16 protein-coding genes are annotated in these 16,240 nt (G+C 71.1%); 8 read left to right on the top strand and 8 right to left on the bottom strand.

Annotated elements, in window-relative coordinates:
• Nucleotides 1-78 precede the first annotated feature (78 nt).
• Nucleotides 79-693 (top strand): biotin transporter BioY, encoded by a 615-nt coding sequence (locus tag ID804_RS06850; protein WP_169078356.1) that lies wholly within the window; start codon nucleotides 79-81, stop codon nucleotides 691-693.
• Between the two features lie 67 nt (nucleotides 694-760).
• On the opposite strand, the gene ID804_RS06845 is transcribed toward ID804_RS06850, so the two are convergent.
• From ID804_RS06845 to sufB, 5 genes are read right to left on the bottom strand one after another with little or no spacing between them, the layout of a single operon-like run.
• Nucleotides 761-1,090: a metal-sulfur cluster assembly factor gene (locus tag ID804_RS06845; RefSeq protein ID WP_169078354.1), complete on the bottom strand. Its 330-nt coding sequence runs from the start codon at nucleotides 1,088-1,090 to the stop codon at nucleotides 761-763.
• 4 nt (nucleotides 1,091-1,094) lie between these two features.
• The gene (sufC, locus tag ID804_RS06840; protein ID WP_169078352.1) at nucleotides 1,095-1,859 is read right to left on the bottom strand and encodes a Fe-S cluster assembly ATPase SufC; all 765 of its coding nucleotides are present in this window, start codon (nucleotides 1,857-1,859) and stop codon (nucleotides 1,095-1,097) included.
• A gap of 14 nt (nucleotides 1,860-1,873) precedes the next feature.
• The gene (locus ID804_RS06835) at nucleotides 1,874-2,200 is read right to left on the bottom strand and encodes a non-heme iron oxygenase ferredoxin subunit (protein ID WP_169078350.1); all 327 of its coding nucleotides are present in this window, start codon (nucleotides 2,198-2,200) and stop codon (nucleotides 1,874-1,876) included.
• A 2-nt stretch (nucleotides 2,201-2,202) separates the two neighbouring features.
• On the bottom strand, nucleotides 2,203-3,387 hold the full coding sequence (gene sufD / locus ID804_RS06830; protein ID WP_169078348.1) for a Fe-S cluster assembly protein SufD: 1,185 nt from the start codon (nucleotides 3,385-3,387) through the stop codon (nucleotides 2,203-2,205).
• Nucleotides 3,388-3,389: 2 nt separating this feature from the next.
• Complete coding sequence (sufB, locus tag ID804_RS06825) at nucleotides 3,390-4,808, bottom strand: Fe-S cluster assembly protein SufB (protein ID WP_169078346.1); 1,419 nt, start codon at nucleotides 4,806-4,808, stop codon at nucleotides 3,390-3,392.
• Between the two features lie 230 nt (nucleotides 4,809-5,038).
• Here sufB and ID804_RS06820 point away from each other — a divergent pair, with 230 nt between their 5' ends.
• Entirely contained in the window at nucleotides 5,039-6,016 is a 978-nt protein-coding gene (locus ID804_RS06820) for a COX15/CtaA family protein (RefSeq protein ID WP_188219176.1), read from the top strand.
• Between the two features lie 42 nt (nucleotides 6,017-6,058).
• Here ID804_RS06820 and ID804_RS06815 read toward each other — a convergent pair whose 3' ends face one another.
• Nucleotides 6,059-6,979 (bottom strand): heme o synthase, encoded by a 921-nt coding sequence (locus ID804_RS06815; protein WP_169078344.1) that lies wholly within the window; start codon nucleotides 6,977-6,979, stop codon nucleotides 6,059-6,061.
• Between the two features lie 262 nt (nucleotides 6,980-7,241).
• Between ID804_RS06815 and tkt the strand changes: the two genes are divergently transcribed.
• The 6 genes from tkt to pgl all read left to right on the top strand — a co-directional run bounded on the left by tkt (nucleotide 7,242) and on the right by pgl (nucleotide 15,456).
• Nucleotides 7,242-9,335 (top strand): transketolase, encoded by a 2,094-nt coding sequence (tkt, locus tag ID804_RS06810; protein ID WP_169078342.1) that lies wholly within the window; start codon nucleotides 7,242-7,244, stop codon nucleotides 9,333-9,335.
• Nucleotides 9,336-9,408: 73 nt separating this feature from the next.
• Nucleotides 9,409-10,518 (top strand): transaldolase, encoded by a 1,110-nt coding sequence (gene tal / locus ID804_RS06805; RefSeq protein WP_169078340.1) that lies wholly within the window; start codon nucleotides 9,409-9,411, stop codon nucleotides 10,516-10,518.
• On the top strand, nucleotides 10,515-12,110 hold the full coding sequence (locus tag ID804_RS06800) for a glucose-6-phosphate isomerase (RefSeq protein ID WP_169078338.1): 1,596 nt from the start codon (nucleotides 10,515-10,517) through the stop codon (nucleotides 12,108-12,110). Before tal ends, ID804_RS06800 begins: the two co-directional genes overlap by 4 nt.
• Before the next feature lie 24 nt (nucleotides 12,111-12,134).
• Complete coding sequence (zwf, locus tag ID804_RS06795) at nucleotides 12,135-13,676, top strand: glucose-6-phosphate dehydrogenase (protein WP_169078336.1); 1,542 nt, start codon at nucleotides 12,135-12,137, stop codon at nucleotides 13,674-13,676.
• Entirely contained in the window at nucleotides 13,673-14,596 is a 924-nt protein-coding gene (locus ID804_RS06790) for a glucose-6-phosphate dehydrogenase assembly protein OpcA (RefSeq protein WP_169078334.1), read from the top strand. Before zwf ends, ID804_RS06790 begins: the two co-directional genes overlap by 4 nt.
• 44 nt (nucleotides 14,597-14,640) lie before the next feature.
• Complete coding sequence (gene pgl / locus ID804_RS06785; protein ID WP_169078332.1) at nucleotides 14,641-15,456, top strand: 6-phosphogluconolactonase; 816 nt, start codon at nucleotides 14,641-14,643, stop codon at nucleotides 15,454-15,456.
• Nucleotides 15,457-15,556: 100 nt separating this feature from the next.
• Here the strand turns inward: pgl and ID804_RS06780 are convergent, their stop codons facing one another.
• Both ID804_RS06780 and secG read right to left on the bottom strand, forming a co-directional pair.
• Entirely contained in the window at nucleotides 15,557-15,916 is a 360-nt protein-coding gene (locus ID804_RS06780; RefSeq protein ID WP_169078330.1) for an RNA polymerase-binding protein RbpA, read from the bottom strand.
• Between the two features lie 9 nt (nucleotides 15,917-15,925).
• Nucleotides 15,926-16,174 (bottom strand): preprotein translocase subunit SecG, encoded by a 249-nt coding sequence (secG, locus tag ID804_RS06775; RefSeq protein WP_055861275.1) that lies wholly within the window; start codon nucleotides 16,172-16,174, stop codon nucleotides 15,926-15,928.
• Between the last annotated feature and the right edge of the window lie 66 nt (nucleotides 16,175-16,240).

The following is a 16,240-nucleotide window of genomic DNA, read 5'->3' as shown; positions in this document are numbered from 1 at the left end:
TCAGAGGAGGGCACGGGGGGCCAGCCCGATAGTCTAACCGCAGTCCCCTGGCCACCGATTCCCGTGAGGAACGCTTCCGTGACGCTCGCCACCACGCTGCCCGCGCGCTCGACCATCGTCGACCGCGTCATCCCCCGCTCCCTGCTCGCCGACGCCGCGCTCGTCATCGCCGGCACGGCGCTCGTCGCCGCACTCGCCCAGGTGGCGATCCCGCTCTGGCCCGTGCCGGTCACCGGCCAGACGCTCGCCGTGCTGCTCGTCGGGGCCTCGCTCGGCGCGGCGCGCGGCGCCGCGTCGCTCTCGCTCTACGCCCTGCTCGGCGCGATCGGCCTGCCCATCTACAGCGACGCCTCCTCGGGCTGGACGGTGCTCGCCGGGCCCACCGGCGGCTACATCATCGGCTTCATCGTCTCGGCCGCGATCGTCGGCTGGGCCGCCGAGCGCCGCTGGGACCGCGGCTGGCTCAAGGCCGCCGTCACCTTCCTCGGCGGCTCGCTCGTCGTCTTCGCGATCGGCCTGCCGTGGCTGTCGTACTCCCTCGGCGGGTTCGGGCTGCCGAACGACCTGCAGGCGACCCTCGTGGCGGGCTTCTACCCGTTCATCATCGGCGGCGTCATCAAGGCCGCGATCGCCGCGGCCGTGCTGCCGGCGATCTGGAAGGCCGTCGAGCGCCGCGAGCGCACCGAGGCGTAGCGCCGCTGCCCGCGCGACGAAGGCCCCCTCCCGACCGGGAGGGGGCCTTTCGCGTGAGGTCAGGTCGTCAGATGCTGAATCCGAGCGCTCTCATCATGTCGCGACCGTCGTCGGTGATGCGCTCGGGGCCCCACGGCGGCATCCACACCCAGTTGATGCGGAACCGCTCGACGATGCCATCGAGGGCGTTCGCGACCGACTCCTCGATGACGTCCGTCAGCGGGCAGCCGGCCGACGTGAGCGTCATCGAGATGATGAGGGCATCGGTCTCCTCGTCCCAGGCCAGGTCGTAGACGAGGCCGAGGTCGACGATGTTGACGCCGAGCTCGGGGTCGACGACGTCCTTCAGTCCCTCCTCGACCTGGTCGAAGAGCTGCGGCTCGAGTGCGGTGGGCATGCGATCAGCCTACGGTCGAGCCGGTGAGGTAGCGGTCGTAGCCCTCATTCTCGAGGCGATCGGCCAGCTCCGCGCCGCCCTCCTCGGCCACCTTGCCGTCGACGAAGACGTGCACGAAGTCGGGCTGGATGTACCGCAGGATGCGCGTGTAGTGCGTGATGAGCAGAACACCGAGACCGGTGTTCTCCTTCACGCGGTTGACGCCCTCCGACACGATCTTGAGCGCGTCGACGTCGAGGCCGGAGTCGGTCTCGTCGAGCACGGCGATCTTCGGCTTGAGCAGCTCGAGCTGCACGATCTCGTGGCGCTTCTTCTCGCCGCCGGAGAAGCCCTCGTTGACGTTGCGCTCGGCGAAGGAGGCGTCCATGCGCAGGGCCTCCATCGAGCCCTTGAGCTCCTTGATCCAGCCGCGCAGCGCCGGCGCCTCGCCGTCGATCGCCGTCTTGGCAGTGCGGAGGAAGTTCGACACCGTGACCCCGGGGATCTCGACGGGGTACTGCATCGCCAGGAAGAGCCCGGCCTTCGCGCGCTCGTCGATGCTCATCGCCAGCACGTCCTCGCCGTCGAGCGTGATCGAGCCCGAGTCGACCGTGTAGCGCGGGTGGCCGGCGATCGTGTACGCGAGCGTCGACTTGCCGGAGCCGTTGGGGCCCATGATGGCGTGGATCTCGCCCTGCTTGATGGTGAGGTCGACGCCGCGCAGGATCTGCTTGACGCCCTGGTCGGTCTCGATGCTGACGTGGAGGTCGCGGATCTCGAGAGTGGACATGTCGGTGCTCTTCCTTACGTGGTGAGGGTCTGGTCGGCGTCGACGAACACGTCGCCGTTCTCGACCGTGACCGCGTAGACGGGAACCGGCTCGTAGGCCGGGAAGTTCTTCGGCTTGCCGGTCGCGAGCTCGAACTTCGAGCCGTGCGCCCAGCACTCCAGCGAGTCGTCCTCGACGAAGCCCTCGCTGAGCGAGATGTCGCCGTGGGTGCAGGTGTCGCCGAGAGCGTGCACGACGCCCGCGCTGTCCTTCACGACCGCGATCGGCTTGCCGTCGATGACGACCTTCATCGCCGAGGCGGGAGCGAGGTCGGCCTCGGCGCACACGCGCTGCGCGGCCATCGTCACACCACCTCCACGGCGGCGAGCTCGGCCTCGATCGCCGCGACGAGGCGCGCCTCGAGCTCGGCCTGGCCGATCTTCTGCACGACCTCCAGCAGGAAGCCCAGCACGACGAGGCGGCGAGCCTCCTGCTCGGCGATGCCGCGCGAGCGCAGGTAGAACAGCTGCTCGTCGTCGAAGCGACCGGTCGCGCTCGCGTGGCCGGCGCCGGCGATGTCGCCCGTCTCGATCTCCAGGTTCGGGATCGAGTCGGCGCGCGTGCCGTCGCTCAGCACGAGGTTGCGGTTCTGCTCGTACGAGTCGGTGCCCGTGGCCTCGCGGCCGATGAGCACGTCGCCGACCCAGACCGAGCGCGCGCCCTCGCCGTTCAGCGCGCCCTTGTAGGTCACGCGGCTCACGGTGTGCGGGGCGATGTGGTTGACGTAGACGCGCTGCTCGAGGTGCTGCCCCGCGTCGGAGAAGTACAGACCCAGCAGCTCGCCGGTCGCGCCCTCCCCCGCGAGGTGCGCCGAGGGGTTCACGCGCACGACGGCACCGCCGAGCGACACCACCACGTGCTTGAGGGTCGCGTCGCGGCCCACGCGGGCGAACTGGCTCGATAGGTGCACGCTCTCGTCGTCCCACTCCTGCAGGCTCACGACCGTGAGGTGAGCGCCGTCGTCGACGACGATCTCCAGGTTCTCGCTCAGGCGGGCGCTGCCGCGGTTGTCGATGACGACGAGCCCGCGGGCGTGGGCCTTCGCCGTGATGACGGTGTGGGCGGCGCGCGGGGTGCGGTCATCCCCTTGACGGTCGATGACGACCTCGACGGGCTCCTCCGCCGTCAACGTGACCGCGAGCGCCTCGCGGAAGCTCGACCAGGCGTTCGCGGCGGCGCGCTCCTCGGCCAGGCCGGCGGCGCCGATGCGCGCGTCGTCACGGCCGATCCACTCCGCGGTGACGCCGGGCGCCTCGGTGACGGTCGCGGGGAAGCGGCCGCCGTCGAGCTCGCCGTCGATGAGGTCGCGGATCTTCTCGACGGGCGTCAGGCGCCACTCCAGCTCGCGGCCTGTCACGGCCGGGAAGTCGGCGTGCACGGCGGAGGCGAAGCGCTCCGAGCGGGTCTGGACGGGGACATCCCAGTTCCCGTCCGTGTGCGCCTTCGCGCCGGGGGCCTGGGGCTTCTCGGTCTCGATGGTGGAGCTCATTCCTAGCCGACGCTGCCTTCCATGCTCATCTCGATGAGCTTGTTGAGTTCGAGTGCGTACTCCATCGGCAGCTCGCGCGCGATGGGCTCGATGAACCCGCGCACGATCATCGCCATCGCCTCGTCCTCCGGGAGGCCGCGCGACTGGAGGTAGAACAGCTGCTCCTCGCTCACGCGCGAGACCGTGGCCTCGTGCCCCAGCTGCACGTCGTCGACGCGGATGTCGATCGCCGGGTAGGTGTCGGAGCGGGAGATCGTGTCGACGAGCAGCGCGTCGCAGCGCACCGTGTTCGCCGAGTGGTGGGCGTTCGCGTCGACGCGCACCTCGCCGCGGTAGCCGGCGCGGCCGCCGCCGCGCGCGATCGACTTCGAGACGATCGACGACGTCGTGTACGGCGCCATGTGGATCATCTTCGCGCCCGCGTCCTGGTGCTGGCCGGGGCCCGCGAAGGCGACCGAGAGGGTCTCGCCCTTGGCGTGCTCGCCCATGAGGAAGATCGAGGGGTACTTCATCGTGACCTTCGAGCCGATGTTGCCGTCGATCCACTCCATCGTCGCGCCCTCGTGCGCGACCGCGCGCTTGGTGACGAGGTTGTAGACGTTGCTCGACCAGTTCTGGATCGTCGTGTAGCGCACGCGGGCGTTCTTCTTCACGATGATCTCGACGACGGCCGAGTGCAGCGAGTCGCTCTTGTAGATCGGGGCCGTGCAGCCCTCGATGTAGTGCACGTACGAGCCCTCGTCGGCAATGATGAGCGTGCGCTCGAACTGGCCCATGTTCTCGGTGTTGATGCGGAAGTAGGCCTGCAGCGGAATCTCGACGTGCACGCCCGGCGGCACATAGACGAACGATCCGCCCGACCAGACGGCCGTGTTGAGGGCGGCGAACTTGTTGTCGCCGGCCGGGATGACCGTGCCGAAGTACTCCTCGAAGAACTCCGGGTGCTCCTTCAGCGCCGTGTCGGTGTCCATGAAGATGACGCCCTGCGCCTCGAGATCCTCGCGGATCTGGTGGTAGACGACCTCCGACTCGTACTGCGCGGCGACACCCGCGACGAGGCGCTGGCGCTCGGCCTCGGGGATACCGAGCTTCTCGTACGTGGCCTTGATGTCCTCCGGCAGCTCCTCCCACGAGGTGGCCTGCTTCTCGGTCGAGCGCACGAAGTACTTGATGTTGTCGAAGTCGATGCCCGACAGGTCGGCGCCCCACAGCGGCATGGGCTTCTTGCCGAAGAGCTCGTAGCCGCGCAGGCGACGCTGGAGCATCCATTCGGGCTCGTTCTTGAGGTTCGAGATGTCGGTGACGACCTCGGCGGAGATGCCGCGACGAGCGGTCGCACCGGCGGCGTCGGGGTCGGCCCAGCCGAACTCGTACTGACCGAGGCCCTCGAGCTCGGGTCGGTCGATGAGCACGTCAGACATGCGTTTCCTCTCTGTTGCCGAACCCAACCGGTCGGAGCGTCGATCGATTCCCTCCAGCCGCCAGCGCGAACGGTCACGTCCGCGATCGGGGCTGATGCTCAAGGAGCCAGACGTAGACTGGCAGCGGGCGGAACGACCGGCGAACTGCGCCGCATCGACACCCGCGATCGACACTGATGGTGAGCGCTGAGAGTCTACCGCGCCGCCGCTGAATACGAGAGGTGCACGCCGTGAATCGCCTGGGCCACAGGATCGTCGGAGCCGGCCGCAGGGTCGTCGCGTGGCTGCCGTCGACGGTCGACCGTCGCGTGCGGTTCATCTCCTGGGCCTCGCTCGTGAGCCAGACGCTCATCGTCGGCACCGGCGGGGCCGTGCGCCTCACCGGCTCGGGTCTCGGCTGCCCCACCTGGCCCCGGTGCACGCCCGAGTCGTTCGTCGCGACGCCCGAGATGGGCATCCACGGCATCGTCGAGTTCGGCAACCGCCTGCTGACCTTCGTGCTCGTCATCATCGCGATCGTCGCCTTCGCCTTCGTGGTGCGGATGCGTCGCGAGCGCCCCGAACTGCTGCGCCTGTCGATCGCGCTGGGCCTGGGCATCCCCGCGCAGGCGATCATCGGCGGTATCACCGTGCTCACCGAGCTGAACCCGTGGATCGTCGGCCTGCACTTCGTCGTTTCGGCCGTGCTCGTCGCGCTTGCAACCGTGTTCGTCGCGCGCGTCTACCGCGGCCAGGCGGGCGCGCTGCTGCCGCTGCCCGGCTTCGTGCGGCCTCTCGCGCTCGTCACCGCCGTCGCCGTCTGGATCACCGTGCTCGTCGGCATCGTCGTCACCGGCTCGGGCCCGCACGCCGGCGACGGCGGCGCCGCGCGCAACGGACTCGACTCGGAGCTGTGGCAGCACATTCACTCGTGGCCCGCGTACGCCTCCTTCGCGGGCGCCGTCGCCCTCGCCGCGATCGGGCTGCGCCTGGGGTCGCGGATGCTCCGCCGCGCCTCGCTCGGTCTCCTCGCGGTCGTCGTCGTGCAGATCGCGGTCGGCCTCGCCCAGGCCCGGCTCGGTCTCCCGGTGATCCTGGTCGGCGTGCACATGGTGCTCGCCTGCGTGCTCGTCGCGGTCATGACGGCCGTGCTGCTCGCGCTGCGGGCACCGCGCGCCGCGGTCGCGGGCGACGACGCGATCGTCGTGCGCGACGCCGTCAGCGCCTGACGGGCATCCCGCCCAGCCTGGTGTCGCCGGCGGCGCAGCCGATCACAGCGGCAGCAGTGGGTCGATGCCGACCGCGACGAACAACAGCGTCAGGTAGCTGATGCTCGCGTGGAACACGCGCATCGGCGTGGCCTCCTCGTCGCGCAGCAGTCGGTTGTAGAGACCATGGCTCTCGACGATGAACCAAGCCCCCGAGCCGAGCGCGGCGAGGGTGTAGACCAGGCCCATGCCCGCGACGGGGATGAGGATGAGCGACATCGCGACCGTCGCCCACGCATAAAGGATGATCTGCAGGCCGACGACCTCTCCCCCGCGGACGACGGCGAGCATCGGCACGTGCGCCGAGGCGTAGTCGTCGCGGTAGCGCATCGACAGCGGCCAGTAATGCGGCGGGGTCCAGAGGAAGACCACGAGGAACAGGATGACCGGGGCCCAGTCGAGCGAGCCGGTCACCGCGCTCCAGCCGATGAGCACCGGGAAGCAGCCGGCGATGCCGCCCCAGATGATGTTCTGCTCGGTGCGGCGCTTGAGCACCATCGTGTAGAGGATGACGTAGAACAGGATCGCAGCGAGCGAGAGCGAGGCGGCGAGCCAGTTCGCGAACACGCCCAGCCAGAGGATCGAGACGGCGCCGGAGCCGTAGGCGAATGCGAGCGCCTGGCGATCGGTCAGGTCGCCCGTGACGAGCGGGCGGTTGCGCGTGCGGTTCATGAGCCGGTCGATGTCGCGATCGAGGTACATGTTGAACGCGTTCGCGCTGCCGGCCGAGAGCGTGCCGCCGATGAGGGTCGCGATCACGAGCCACGGGTCGGGCAGGCCGCCCTCGGCGAGCACCATGACGGGGGCGGTCGTGACGAGCAGCAGCTCGACGACGCGCAGCTTCATGAGGGCGACGTAGGCGGCGAGGGTGCGGCGGAGGGTCGGGCGCCGGGCGACGACGGGCTGATCCAGCGCTGTGTCCATGACTCCTCGTTCTGCGGGCGTGCCTCCCTCCAGTCTACGCGAGGCCCGGAGCCGCCCCCTCCGGCGGGCAGCCCTGGTGCCCGTCCTCCCAGCGCGCTCTTATACTGGGGAGGCTTGTCCGCCGCCACGTCCGTCTCTCGAAACGGGGGCGCCCGATCCCCCTCGGGAGCCCGAGCAGGCCGCGGTCTCGATCAAGGGTGATCTGGGCAAGAGCCTCATGCCCGCGCGCCGGGCACCATTCGAGAAAGGGCCGTACCCCCGCATGACCGAGCTCCACTGGGACGAGATCGACGCCGCCGCCGTCGACACCGCGCGGCTGCTCGCCGCCGACGCCGTCGAGAAGGTCGGCAACGGCCACCCCGGCACGGCCATGAGCCTCGCGCCCGTCGCCTACCTCCTGCACCAGAAGGTCATGCAGCACGACCCGAGCGACCCGCAGTGGCTCGGGCGCGACCGGTTCATCCTCTCCGCGGGCCACAGCTCGCTGACGCAGTACGTGCAGCTCTACCTCGGCGGCTACGGCCTCGAGCTCGACGACCTCAAGGCGCTGCGCACGTGGGGCTCGAAGACCCCCGGCCACCCCGAGTACGGCCACACCGATGGCGTCGAGATCACGACCGGGCCGCTCGGCCAGGGCCTCGCCTCGGCCGTCGGCTTCGCCTACGCCGCGCGCTTCGAGCGCGGTCTGCTCGACCCGGAGACCCCCGCGGGCGAGAGCGTCTTCGACCACCACGTCTACGTCATCGCCGGCGACGGCGACCTGCAGGAGGGCGTGACGGCCGAGGCGGGCTCGCTCGCCGGCCACCAGCAGCTCGGCAACCTCGTCGTCATCTACGACTCGAACCAGATCTCGATCGAGGACGACACCGACATCGCCTTCACCGAGGACGTCGCCGCGCGGTACGCCGCCTACGGCTGGCACGTGCAGACGGTCGACTGGAAGAGGACGGGCGAGTACGTCGAGGATGTGCACGCGCTGCACGCCGCGCTCGAGGCCGCGAAGGCCGAGACCGACAAGCCGAGCATCATCATCCTCAAGACGATCATCGGCTGGCCCGCGCCGACGAAGCAGAACACGGGCAAGATCCACGGCTCGGCGCTCGGCGCGGACGAGCTCGCCGCGACGAAGCGCGTCATGGGCTTCGACCCCGAGCAGTCGTTCGTCGTCGCCGACGAGGTCATCGCCCACACGCGCAAGGCGGTCGAGCGCGGCGCCGAGCGTCGTGCGGCCTGGCAGGCGCGCTTCGACGCGTGGGCGGCCGCGAACCCCGAGCGCAAGGCGCTGCTGGACCGGATGCTCGCCGGCGAGCTGCCCGAGGGCCTCGAACAGGCGCTGCCCGTCTTCGAGGGCGGCACGAGCGTGTCGACCCGTGCCGCGAGCGGCAAGGTCATCAACGCGATCGCCGGCGTGCTGCCGGAGTTCTGGGGCGGCTCGGCCGACCTCGCCGAGTCGAACCTCACGACGATCGCCGGCGGCGGCTCGTTCGCGCCTGCCGAGCACTCCACGCACGAGTGGCAGGCGAACCCGTACGGCCGCATCCTGCACTTCGGCATCCGCGAGCACGCGATGGGCGCGATCCTCAACGGCATCGCGCTGCACGGCCGCACGCGCGTGTTCGGCGGCACCTTCCTCATCTTCAGCGACTACATGCGCCCCGCCGTGCGCCTCGCTGCCCTCATGCGCGTGCCGGTCACCTACGTCTGGACGCACGACTCGGTCGCCCTCGGCGAGGACGGCCCCACGCACCAGCCGATCGAGCAGCTCGCCTCGCTGCGGGCGATCCCAGGCTTGGAGGTCGTGCGCCCCGCCGACGCCAACGAGACCGCCTGGGCCTGGAAGACCGTGCTCGAGCGCAACGACCGGCCCACCGGCATCGCGCTGACCCGTCAGAACGTGCCGGTCTTCGAGCGCGGGGATGACGCCGCCTCGGGCGACGTCCTGGCCGCCGCGCACCACGTCGCCCGCGGCGCCTACGTGCTCGCCGAGGCCGCGAACGGCTCTCCCGACGTCGTGCTCATTGCCACGGGCTCCGAGGTGCAGGTCGCGCTCGCCGCGCGCGAGCAGCTCGCCGCCCAAGGTGTGCACGCCCGCGTCGTGTCGGCGCCCTGCCTGGAGTGGTTCGAGGAGCAGAGCGCCGAGTACCGCGAGTCGGTGCTGCCGAGCTCCCTGACCGCGCGCGTGTCGATCGAGGCCGGCGTGGCGCTCTCGTGGCACCGCTACCTGGGCTCGCGCGGCCGGGCCGTGTCGATCGAGCACTTCGGAGCATCCGCCGACTACCAGACGCTCTTCCGCGAGTTCGGCATCACGGCCGAGGCCGCCGTCGCCGCGGCGCTCGAGTCGATCGCCGCCGCCTAGGCGACGCCCCCCTTCCCCCTCACCGCCACCACCGCATCCGCTCGCCCCCCCGGCGGGCACCGAGAGGACCATCATGAGCTCCACCCCCACCGCCCAGCTCAGCGCGCTTGGCGTCAGCATCTGGCTCGACGATCTGTCGCGCGACCGCATCACCTCGGGCGCGCTCGCCTCGCTCATCGAGACGCGCGACGTCGTCGGCGTCACCACGAACCCGACGATCTTCGCCGCGGCGCTGGCCACGGGCACCACCTACGACGCGCAGATCCGCGACCTCGCGGCGGCCGGCGTCGACGTGACCGACGCGGTCTTCGAGATCACCACGGACGACGTCGCCGCGGCAAGCGACATCTTCGCCCCGATCTATGCGAGCACCGCCGGTCAGGACGGCCGCGTGTCGATCGAGGTCGAGCCGGGTCTCGCGCACGACGCGGCTGGCACCATCGAGCAGGCCCGCCAGCTGTGGGCGAAGGTCAACCGGCCCAACGCGATGATCAAGATCCCTGCCACGCGCGAGGGTCTCGAGGCGATCACCGAGACCATCGGCGCCGGCATCAGCGTCAACGTGACCCTCATCTTCAGCCTCGAGCGCTACCAGGAGGTCATCGAGGCGTACCTCGCGGGCCTGGAGAAGGCGCGCGAGGCCGGCATCGACCTCGCGACGATCCACTCGGTCGCGTCGTTCTTCGTCTCGCGCGTCGACACCGAGATCGACAAGCGACTCGTCGCCCTCGGCACGCCCGAGGCGCTCGCGCTCAAGAGCAAGGCGGGCATCGCCAACGCGCGCCTGGCCTACGAGCTCTTCGAGCAGCAGTTCGCGGGCGAGCGCGCCCGTGCGCTGCTCGACGCCGGCGCGAACGTGCAGCGGCCGCTGTGGGCCTCGACCGGCGTCAAGGACCCGGCGCTTCCCGACACCCTCTATGTCACCGAGCTCGCCGTCGGCAGCACCGTCAACACGATGCCCGAGAAGACGCTCGAGGCCACGTTCGACCACGGCGTCATCGCGGGCGACCAGGTCACCGGCTCGTACGCGGCGTCGCGCGAGGTGCTCGCGGCGCTCGAGGGGCTCGGCATCTCGATCGCCGAGGTGACCGCGCTGCTGGAGAAGGAGGGCGTGGAGAAGTTCATCGTCAGCTGGAACGAGCTGCTCGACACCGTCACCGCGGCGCTCGAGGCGGCCCGATGACGGCGACGATCGGCGCCCGCGGCGCCGCAGGGGAGGCCATCGAGCGCGTCGTGCCGCAGCTCGTCGAGCAGTTCGTCGCGAGCCGCATCACCGCCGGTGACGCGACTCTCTGGGGCCCCGAGGCCGAGGAGGAGGCGTCGAAGCGACTCGGCTGGACCCAGGCCGTCTCGGTGTCGCGCCCGCTCGTGAACGAGATCCTCGCCCTGCGCGACGACCTGCACGCGCGCGGCCTCACCCGCGTCGTGCTGTGCGGCATGGGCGGGTCGTCGCTCGCACCCGAGGTCATCACGCGCACCGTCGGCGCCGACCTCGTCGTGCTCGACTCGACCGACCCGCACCAGGTGCGCTCCGTGCTCGAGCACCGTCTCGCCGAGACCGTCGTCGTCGTGTCGTCGAAGTCGGGCTCGACCGTCGAGACCGACAGCCAGAAGCGCGCCTTCGAGGCCGCCTTCCGCGCCGCCGGCATCGACCCCGCCGAGCGCATCGTCGTCGTCACCGACCCCGAGTCGCCGCTCGAGCAGGCCTCGCTCGCCGCCGGTTACCGCGTCTTCCGGGCCGACCCGACCGTCGGCGGGCGCTACTCGGCGCTCACCGCGTTCGGGCTCGTGCCCTCGGGCCTCGCCGGCGCCGACATCGTCGAGCTGCTCGACGAGGCCGAGGCGGCGCTCGCGCCCCTCGCCATCGACAGCCCCTCCAACCCCGGGCTGCAGCTCGGCGCCGCGATCGCCGGCACCTCCCCGCGCCGCGACAAGCTCGTCATCGTCGCCGACGGCACCCACATCGTGGGACTCGGCGACTGGGTCGAGCAGCTCATCGCCGAGTCGACGGGCAAGCAGGGCACGGGCATCCTGCCGGTTGTCGTCGGCCCCGACGCGCCCGAGCTGAGCTCCGTCGCCGACGATGTGCAGGTCGTGCGCCTCGTCGGCAGCGCCCGCGCGACCGAGGAGGTCGCTCCTGGCGAGATCGAGCTCTCCGGCTCGCTGGGCGGGCTGCTCATGACGTGGGAGTACGCGACCGCCGTCGCGGGCATCCTGCTCGGCATCAACCCCTTCGACCAGCCCGACGTCGAGTCGGCCAAGATCGCTGCGCGAGGCCTGCTGGATGCCCGCCCCGAGCCGGCCGCGCCGGCCTTCGTCGACGGCGGCATCGCCGTGACGGGCCCCGCAGCGCTGCTCGAAGGCGCGACCACCGCAGCCGAGGCCGTCGCGCGCCTGCGTAACGCCGTGCCCGCCGACGGCTACATCGCCGTGCACGCCTACCTCGACCGCACCGCGCACCCGGAGCTCGAGGCGATCCGGCACCGGCTCGCCGCCGCGAGCGGGCGCCCCGTCACGTTCGGCTGGGGCCCGCGCTTCCTGCACTCCACCGGGCAGTACCACAAGGGCGGCCCCGCGCACGGCGTCTTCCTGCAGATCGTCACCGCGCCTGCCGGCGACCTGGAGATCCCCGAGCGCCCGTTCACGTTCGGCCAGCTCATCGCGGCGCAGGCCGCCGGTGACGCGCGCGTGCTCGCCGAGCACGGCCGCCCCGTCGTGACGCTCGCCGTCGCCGACGCGGACGCGGTCGCCGCGCTCATCGCCGCGATCGCCTGACGCCCGAAGCAACCGAGGAGAACCATGGCACCGGTCGAGATCTCGCCGGAGAGCAACCCGCTGCGCTCGGCGGAGGACCGCAGGCTCAACCGCATCGCCGGGCCCAGCGGGCTCATCATCTTCGGCGTGACGGGTGACCTGTCGCGCAAGAAGCTCATGCCGGCGGTGTACGACCTCGCCAACCGCGGCCTGCTGCCCCCGGGCTTCGCCCTCGTCGGCTTCGCGCGCCGCGACTGGGAGGACCAGGACTTCGAGCAGGTCGTGCACGATGCGGTCAAGCAGTACGCGCGCACGCCGTTCGACGAGGCCACCTGGAAGCAGCTCGCGGCGGGCATCCGCTTTGTCTCCGGCGACTTCGACGACGACAGCGCCTTCCAGCGCCTCTCCGAGACGATCGCCGAGCTCGACCGCGAGCGCGGCACGATGGGCAATCACGCCTTCTACCTGTCGATCCCGCCGAAGTCGTTCCCGCTCGTCACCGAGCAGCTGCGGCGCAGCGGGCTCGCCGAGGCGAAGGAGGGCGAGTGGCGACGCGTCGTCATCGAGAAGCCCTTCGGCAGCGACCTGCAGACCGCGCGCGAGCTCAACGCCGTCGTGGAATCGGTCTTCCCCGCCGACTCGGTGTTCCGCATCGACCACTACCTGGGCAAGGAGACCGTCCAGAACATCCTCGCCCTGCGGTTCGCCAACATGATGTACGAGCCGATCTGGAACGCCAACTACGTCGACCACGTGCAGATCACCATGGCGGAGGACATCGGCGTCGGCGGACGAGCCGGGTACTACGACGGCATCGGCGCCGCGCGCGACGTCATCCAGAACCACCTCCTGCAGCTGCTCGCCCTCACCGCGATGGAGGAGCCCGTCTCGTTCGACGCGGCCGACCTGCGCGCCGAGAAGGAGAAGGTGCTCTCGGCCGTGCGACTGCCGAAGGACCTCGCGACGGCCACCGCGCGCGGACAGTACGCGAGCGGCTGGCAGGGCGGGGAATGGGTGCCCGGCTTCCTCGAGGAGGAGGGCATGAACCCGCAGTCGGTCACCGAGACCTACGCGGCCATGAGGCTCGACATCTCGACCCGCCGCTGGGCGGGCGTGCCCTTCTACCTGCGCGCCGGCAAGCGACTCGGGCGTCGCGTCACCGAGATCGCGGTCGTGTTCAAGCGCGCCCCGCAGTACCTCTTCGCCGAGAGCCAGACGTCGGCGCTCGGGCAGAACGCCCTCGTGATCCGCGTGCAGCCGGACGAGGGCGTGACGATGCGCTTCGGCTCGAAGGTGCCCGGTGCGGGCATGCAGGTGCGCGACGTGACGATGGACTTCGGCTACGGTCACGCCTTCACCGAGCAGAGCCCCGAAGCCTACGAGCGGCTCATCCTCGACGTGCTGCTCGGCGAGCCCCCGCTCTTCCCCCGCCACGAGGAGGTCGAGCTCAGCTGGAAGATCCTCGACCCGATCGAGGAGTTCTGGGCGACGCAGGGCAGGCCCGAGCAGTACGCCCCCGGCACGTGGGGCCCGAAGTCCGCGGACGACCTGCTCGCCCGCGACGGCCGCGTCTGGAGGCGCCCGTGATCATCGACCTGCCCGACACCACCACGAGCCAGGTGTCGAAGAAGCTCGTCACCATCCGCGAGGAGGGCGGCGCGGTCGCCCTCGGCCGCGTGCTCACGCTCGTCATCGCCACCGCGATCGGAGCCGAGGAGGAGGCCATCGAGGCCGCGAACGAGGCCTCGCGCGAGCATCCGATGCGCATCATCGTCGTCTCGACGAACGGTGCGGGCGAGCAGAACCGCCTCGACGCCGAGATTCGCGTCGGCGGCGACGCCGGAGCCAGCGAGGTCATCGTGCTGCGCGCGCACGGCGACACCGCGCGCGACCAGCAGGGCCTCGTCACGGGCCTGCTGCTGCCCGACGCGCCCGTCGTCACCTGGTGGCCGGGCGAATGCCCCGACCAGCGCGCGTGCGACACCCCGCTCGGCCGCATCGCCCAGCGACGCATCACCGACAGCGGTGCCGCCGACGACCCCGTCGGCATGCTGCGGCGCCTCGCCGACCACTACGAACCCGGTGACACCGACTTCGCCTGGACGCGCCTCACGCTCTGGCGCGCGCAGCTCGCTGCGGCGCTCGACCAGCCGCCGTACGAGCCCATCACGAGCGCCGAGGTCTCGGGCGCGCCCGACTCCCCTTCGACCCTGCTGCTCGCGGCGTGGCTGCGGCGACAGCTGCAGGTGCCCGTGACGGTCGACGTGGCCGACGGCAACCCGACCTCGGGCATCCACCGGGTCGTGCTGCATCGCGCGACCGGCGCGGTGCGGCTCGAGCGCGTGCAGCCCGCCGTCGCGCAGCTCTCGCAGGCCGGCCAGCCCACGCACGAGCTCTCGCTGCCCCGCCGTGGGCTGCGCGAGTGCCTCGCCGAAGAACTGCGTAGGCTCGACCCCGACGACGTCTACGGCGACGTGCTCCGCTCGGGGCTCGACGCCGGCGTCTGACCGACCGCAGGTCGGCCTCGCCGCTCCACCCGAAAGGCTCCACCGTGACCACCGATCGCCGCGTCCTCGTCCACCCCGATCGGGCGGCCCTCGCCGCATCCGTCGCCGCGCGCTTCCTCACCAAAGTCGTCGACCTCATCGAGGACGAGGGCGAGGCGCACGTCGTGCTCACCGGCGGCTCCGTCGGCATCGAGGTGCTCGCCGCGATCGCCGACTCCCCCGCGCGCAACAGCATCGACTGGTCGCGCGTGCACGTCTGGTGGGGCGACGAGCGCTGGCTGCCGCGCGACGACGACGAGCGCAACGAGAAGCAGGCCAGGCGTGCGCTGCTCGACCACGTGCCGGTCGATGCAGCGAAGGTGCACCCCTTCCCCGCGAGCGATGACGGGCTCGAGCTCGAGGCGGCGGCCGCGGCCTACGCCGACGAGCTGCGCGCCGCGGCGCCCGAGGGCGACGAGCACCCGCGCTTCGCGATCACCTTCCTCGGCGTCGGGCCGGACGGCCACGTGGCCTCGCTCTTCCCCGAGCGCGAGGGCCCGCGCGTCGAGACCGTCGGCGTGATCGCGGTGCACGACTCCCCCAAGCCGCCGCCGCAGCGCCTGAGCCTGACCCTGCCGCTCATCAACACCTCCGAGCGCATCTGGCTCGTGCTCGCCGGCGGCGACAAGGCTCCCGCGCTCGGGCTCGCGCTCGCGGGCGCGTCGCCCGCCGACGTGCCCGTCGCCGGCGTGCTCGGCCGCAAGCGCACCGTGTTCTTCGTCGACGAGGCTGCGTCGGCCGAGGTGCCCGAGTCGCTCATCATGCCGACCTCGTACTGGACGGCCGCCATGGACACGACGGAGTGGATGCCGCGCGGCTGAGCCGAGCAGCCCCGGTCGCGCCCACGGGGCGTGTCGGGATGCGCGAAGGGCCCCGACTCCGGTCGGGGCCCTTCGCGGTGGAACGGGGTGCGGGTCGGCGTCAGGCCGAGGTGCCGCGGCGCTCGCGCAGCTTCTCGAGAGCATCCTCGAGGATCTGCTTCGCCTCCTCCTCGGTACGGCGCTCCTTCACGTACGCGAGGTGCGTCTTGTACGGCTCGTTCTTCGCCAGCTGCGGCGGGTTCTCGCGGTCGCGTCCGGCCGGCAGGCCCGTCGTGGGCGAGTCGATGACCGCGGGGATCTCCTCCTCCGGGAGGTTCGCCGCGAAGTAGCGGACGGTCTCGTTGCCCTGGGCGTCCCAGTACGAGACGGCGATGCGCTCGGCGTGGACGCCGCGATCCTGCTCGCCCATGGGGCCCGAGCCGACGCGCGAGCCGCGGATGGCGCTGCCACCGGAAACCATGACTGCTCCTTAGACCGCGTCGAAACGCGTGATGAGACCGAGGATCACGATCGAGGTCACCCAGGTGAGGGCGAGGATGATCGTGATGCGATTGAGGTTGCGCTCGGCCACGCCCGAGGCGCCGAGGTTGGAGGTGACGCCGCCGCCGAACATGTCGGAGAGGCCGCCGCCGCGACCGCGGTGCAGCAGGATCATGAGCGTGAGCAGAAGGCTCGTGATGCCCAGGATGACCTGGAGCACGACCTGAAGGATTTCCACGGAATAGTGCCTCTCGGGGTGACGAACAGCGTCCCAGTCTAGCCCACGGCATCCAGCGGGCGAGCG

It is taken from the genome of Microcella alkalica, assembly GCF_014595885.1.
Lineage (GTDB): Bacteria > Actinomycetota > Actinomycetes > Actinomycetales > Microbacteriaceae > Microcella > Microcella alkaliphila_B.
Note: the sequence above shows the minus strand (reverse complement) of the source record. Positions and strands in the feature narration are given on the sequence as shown.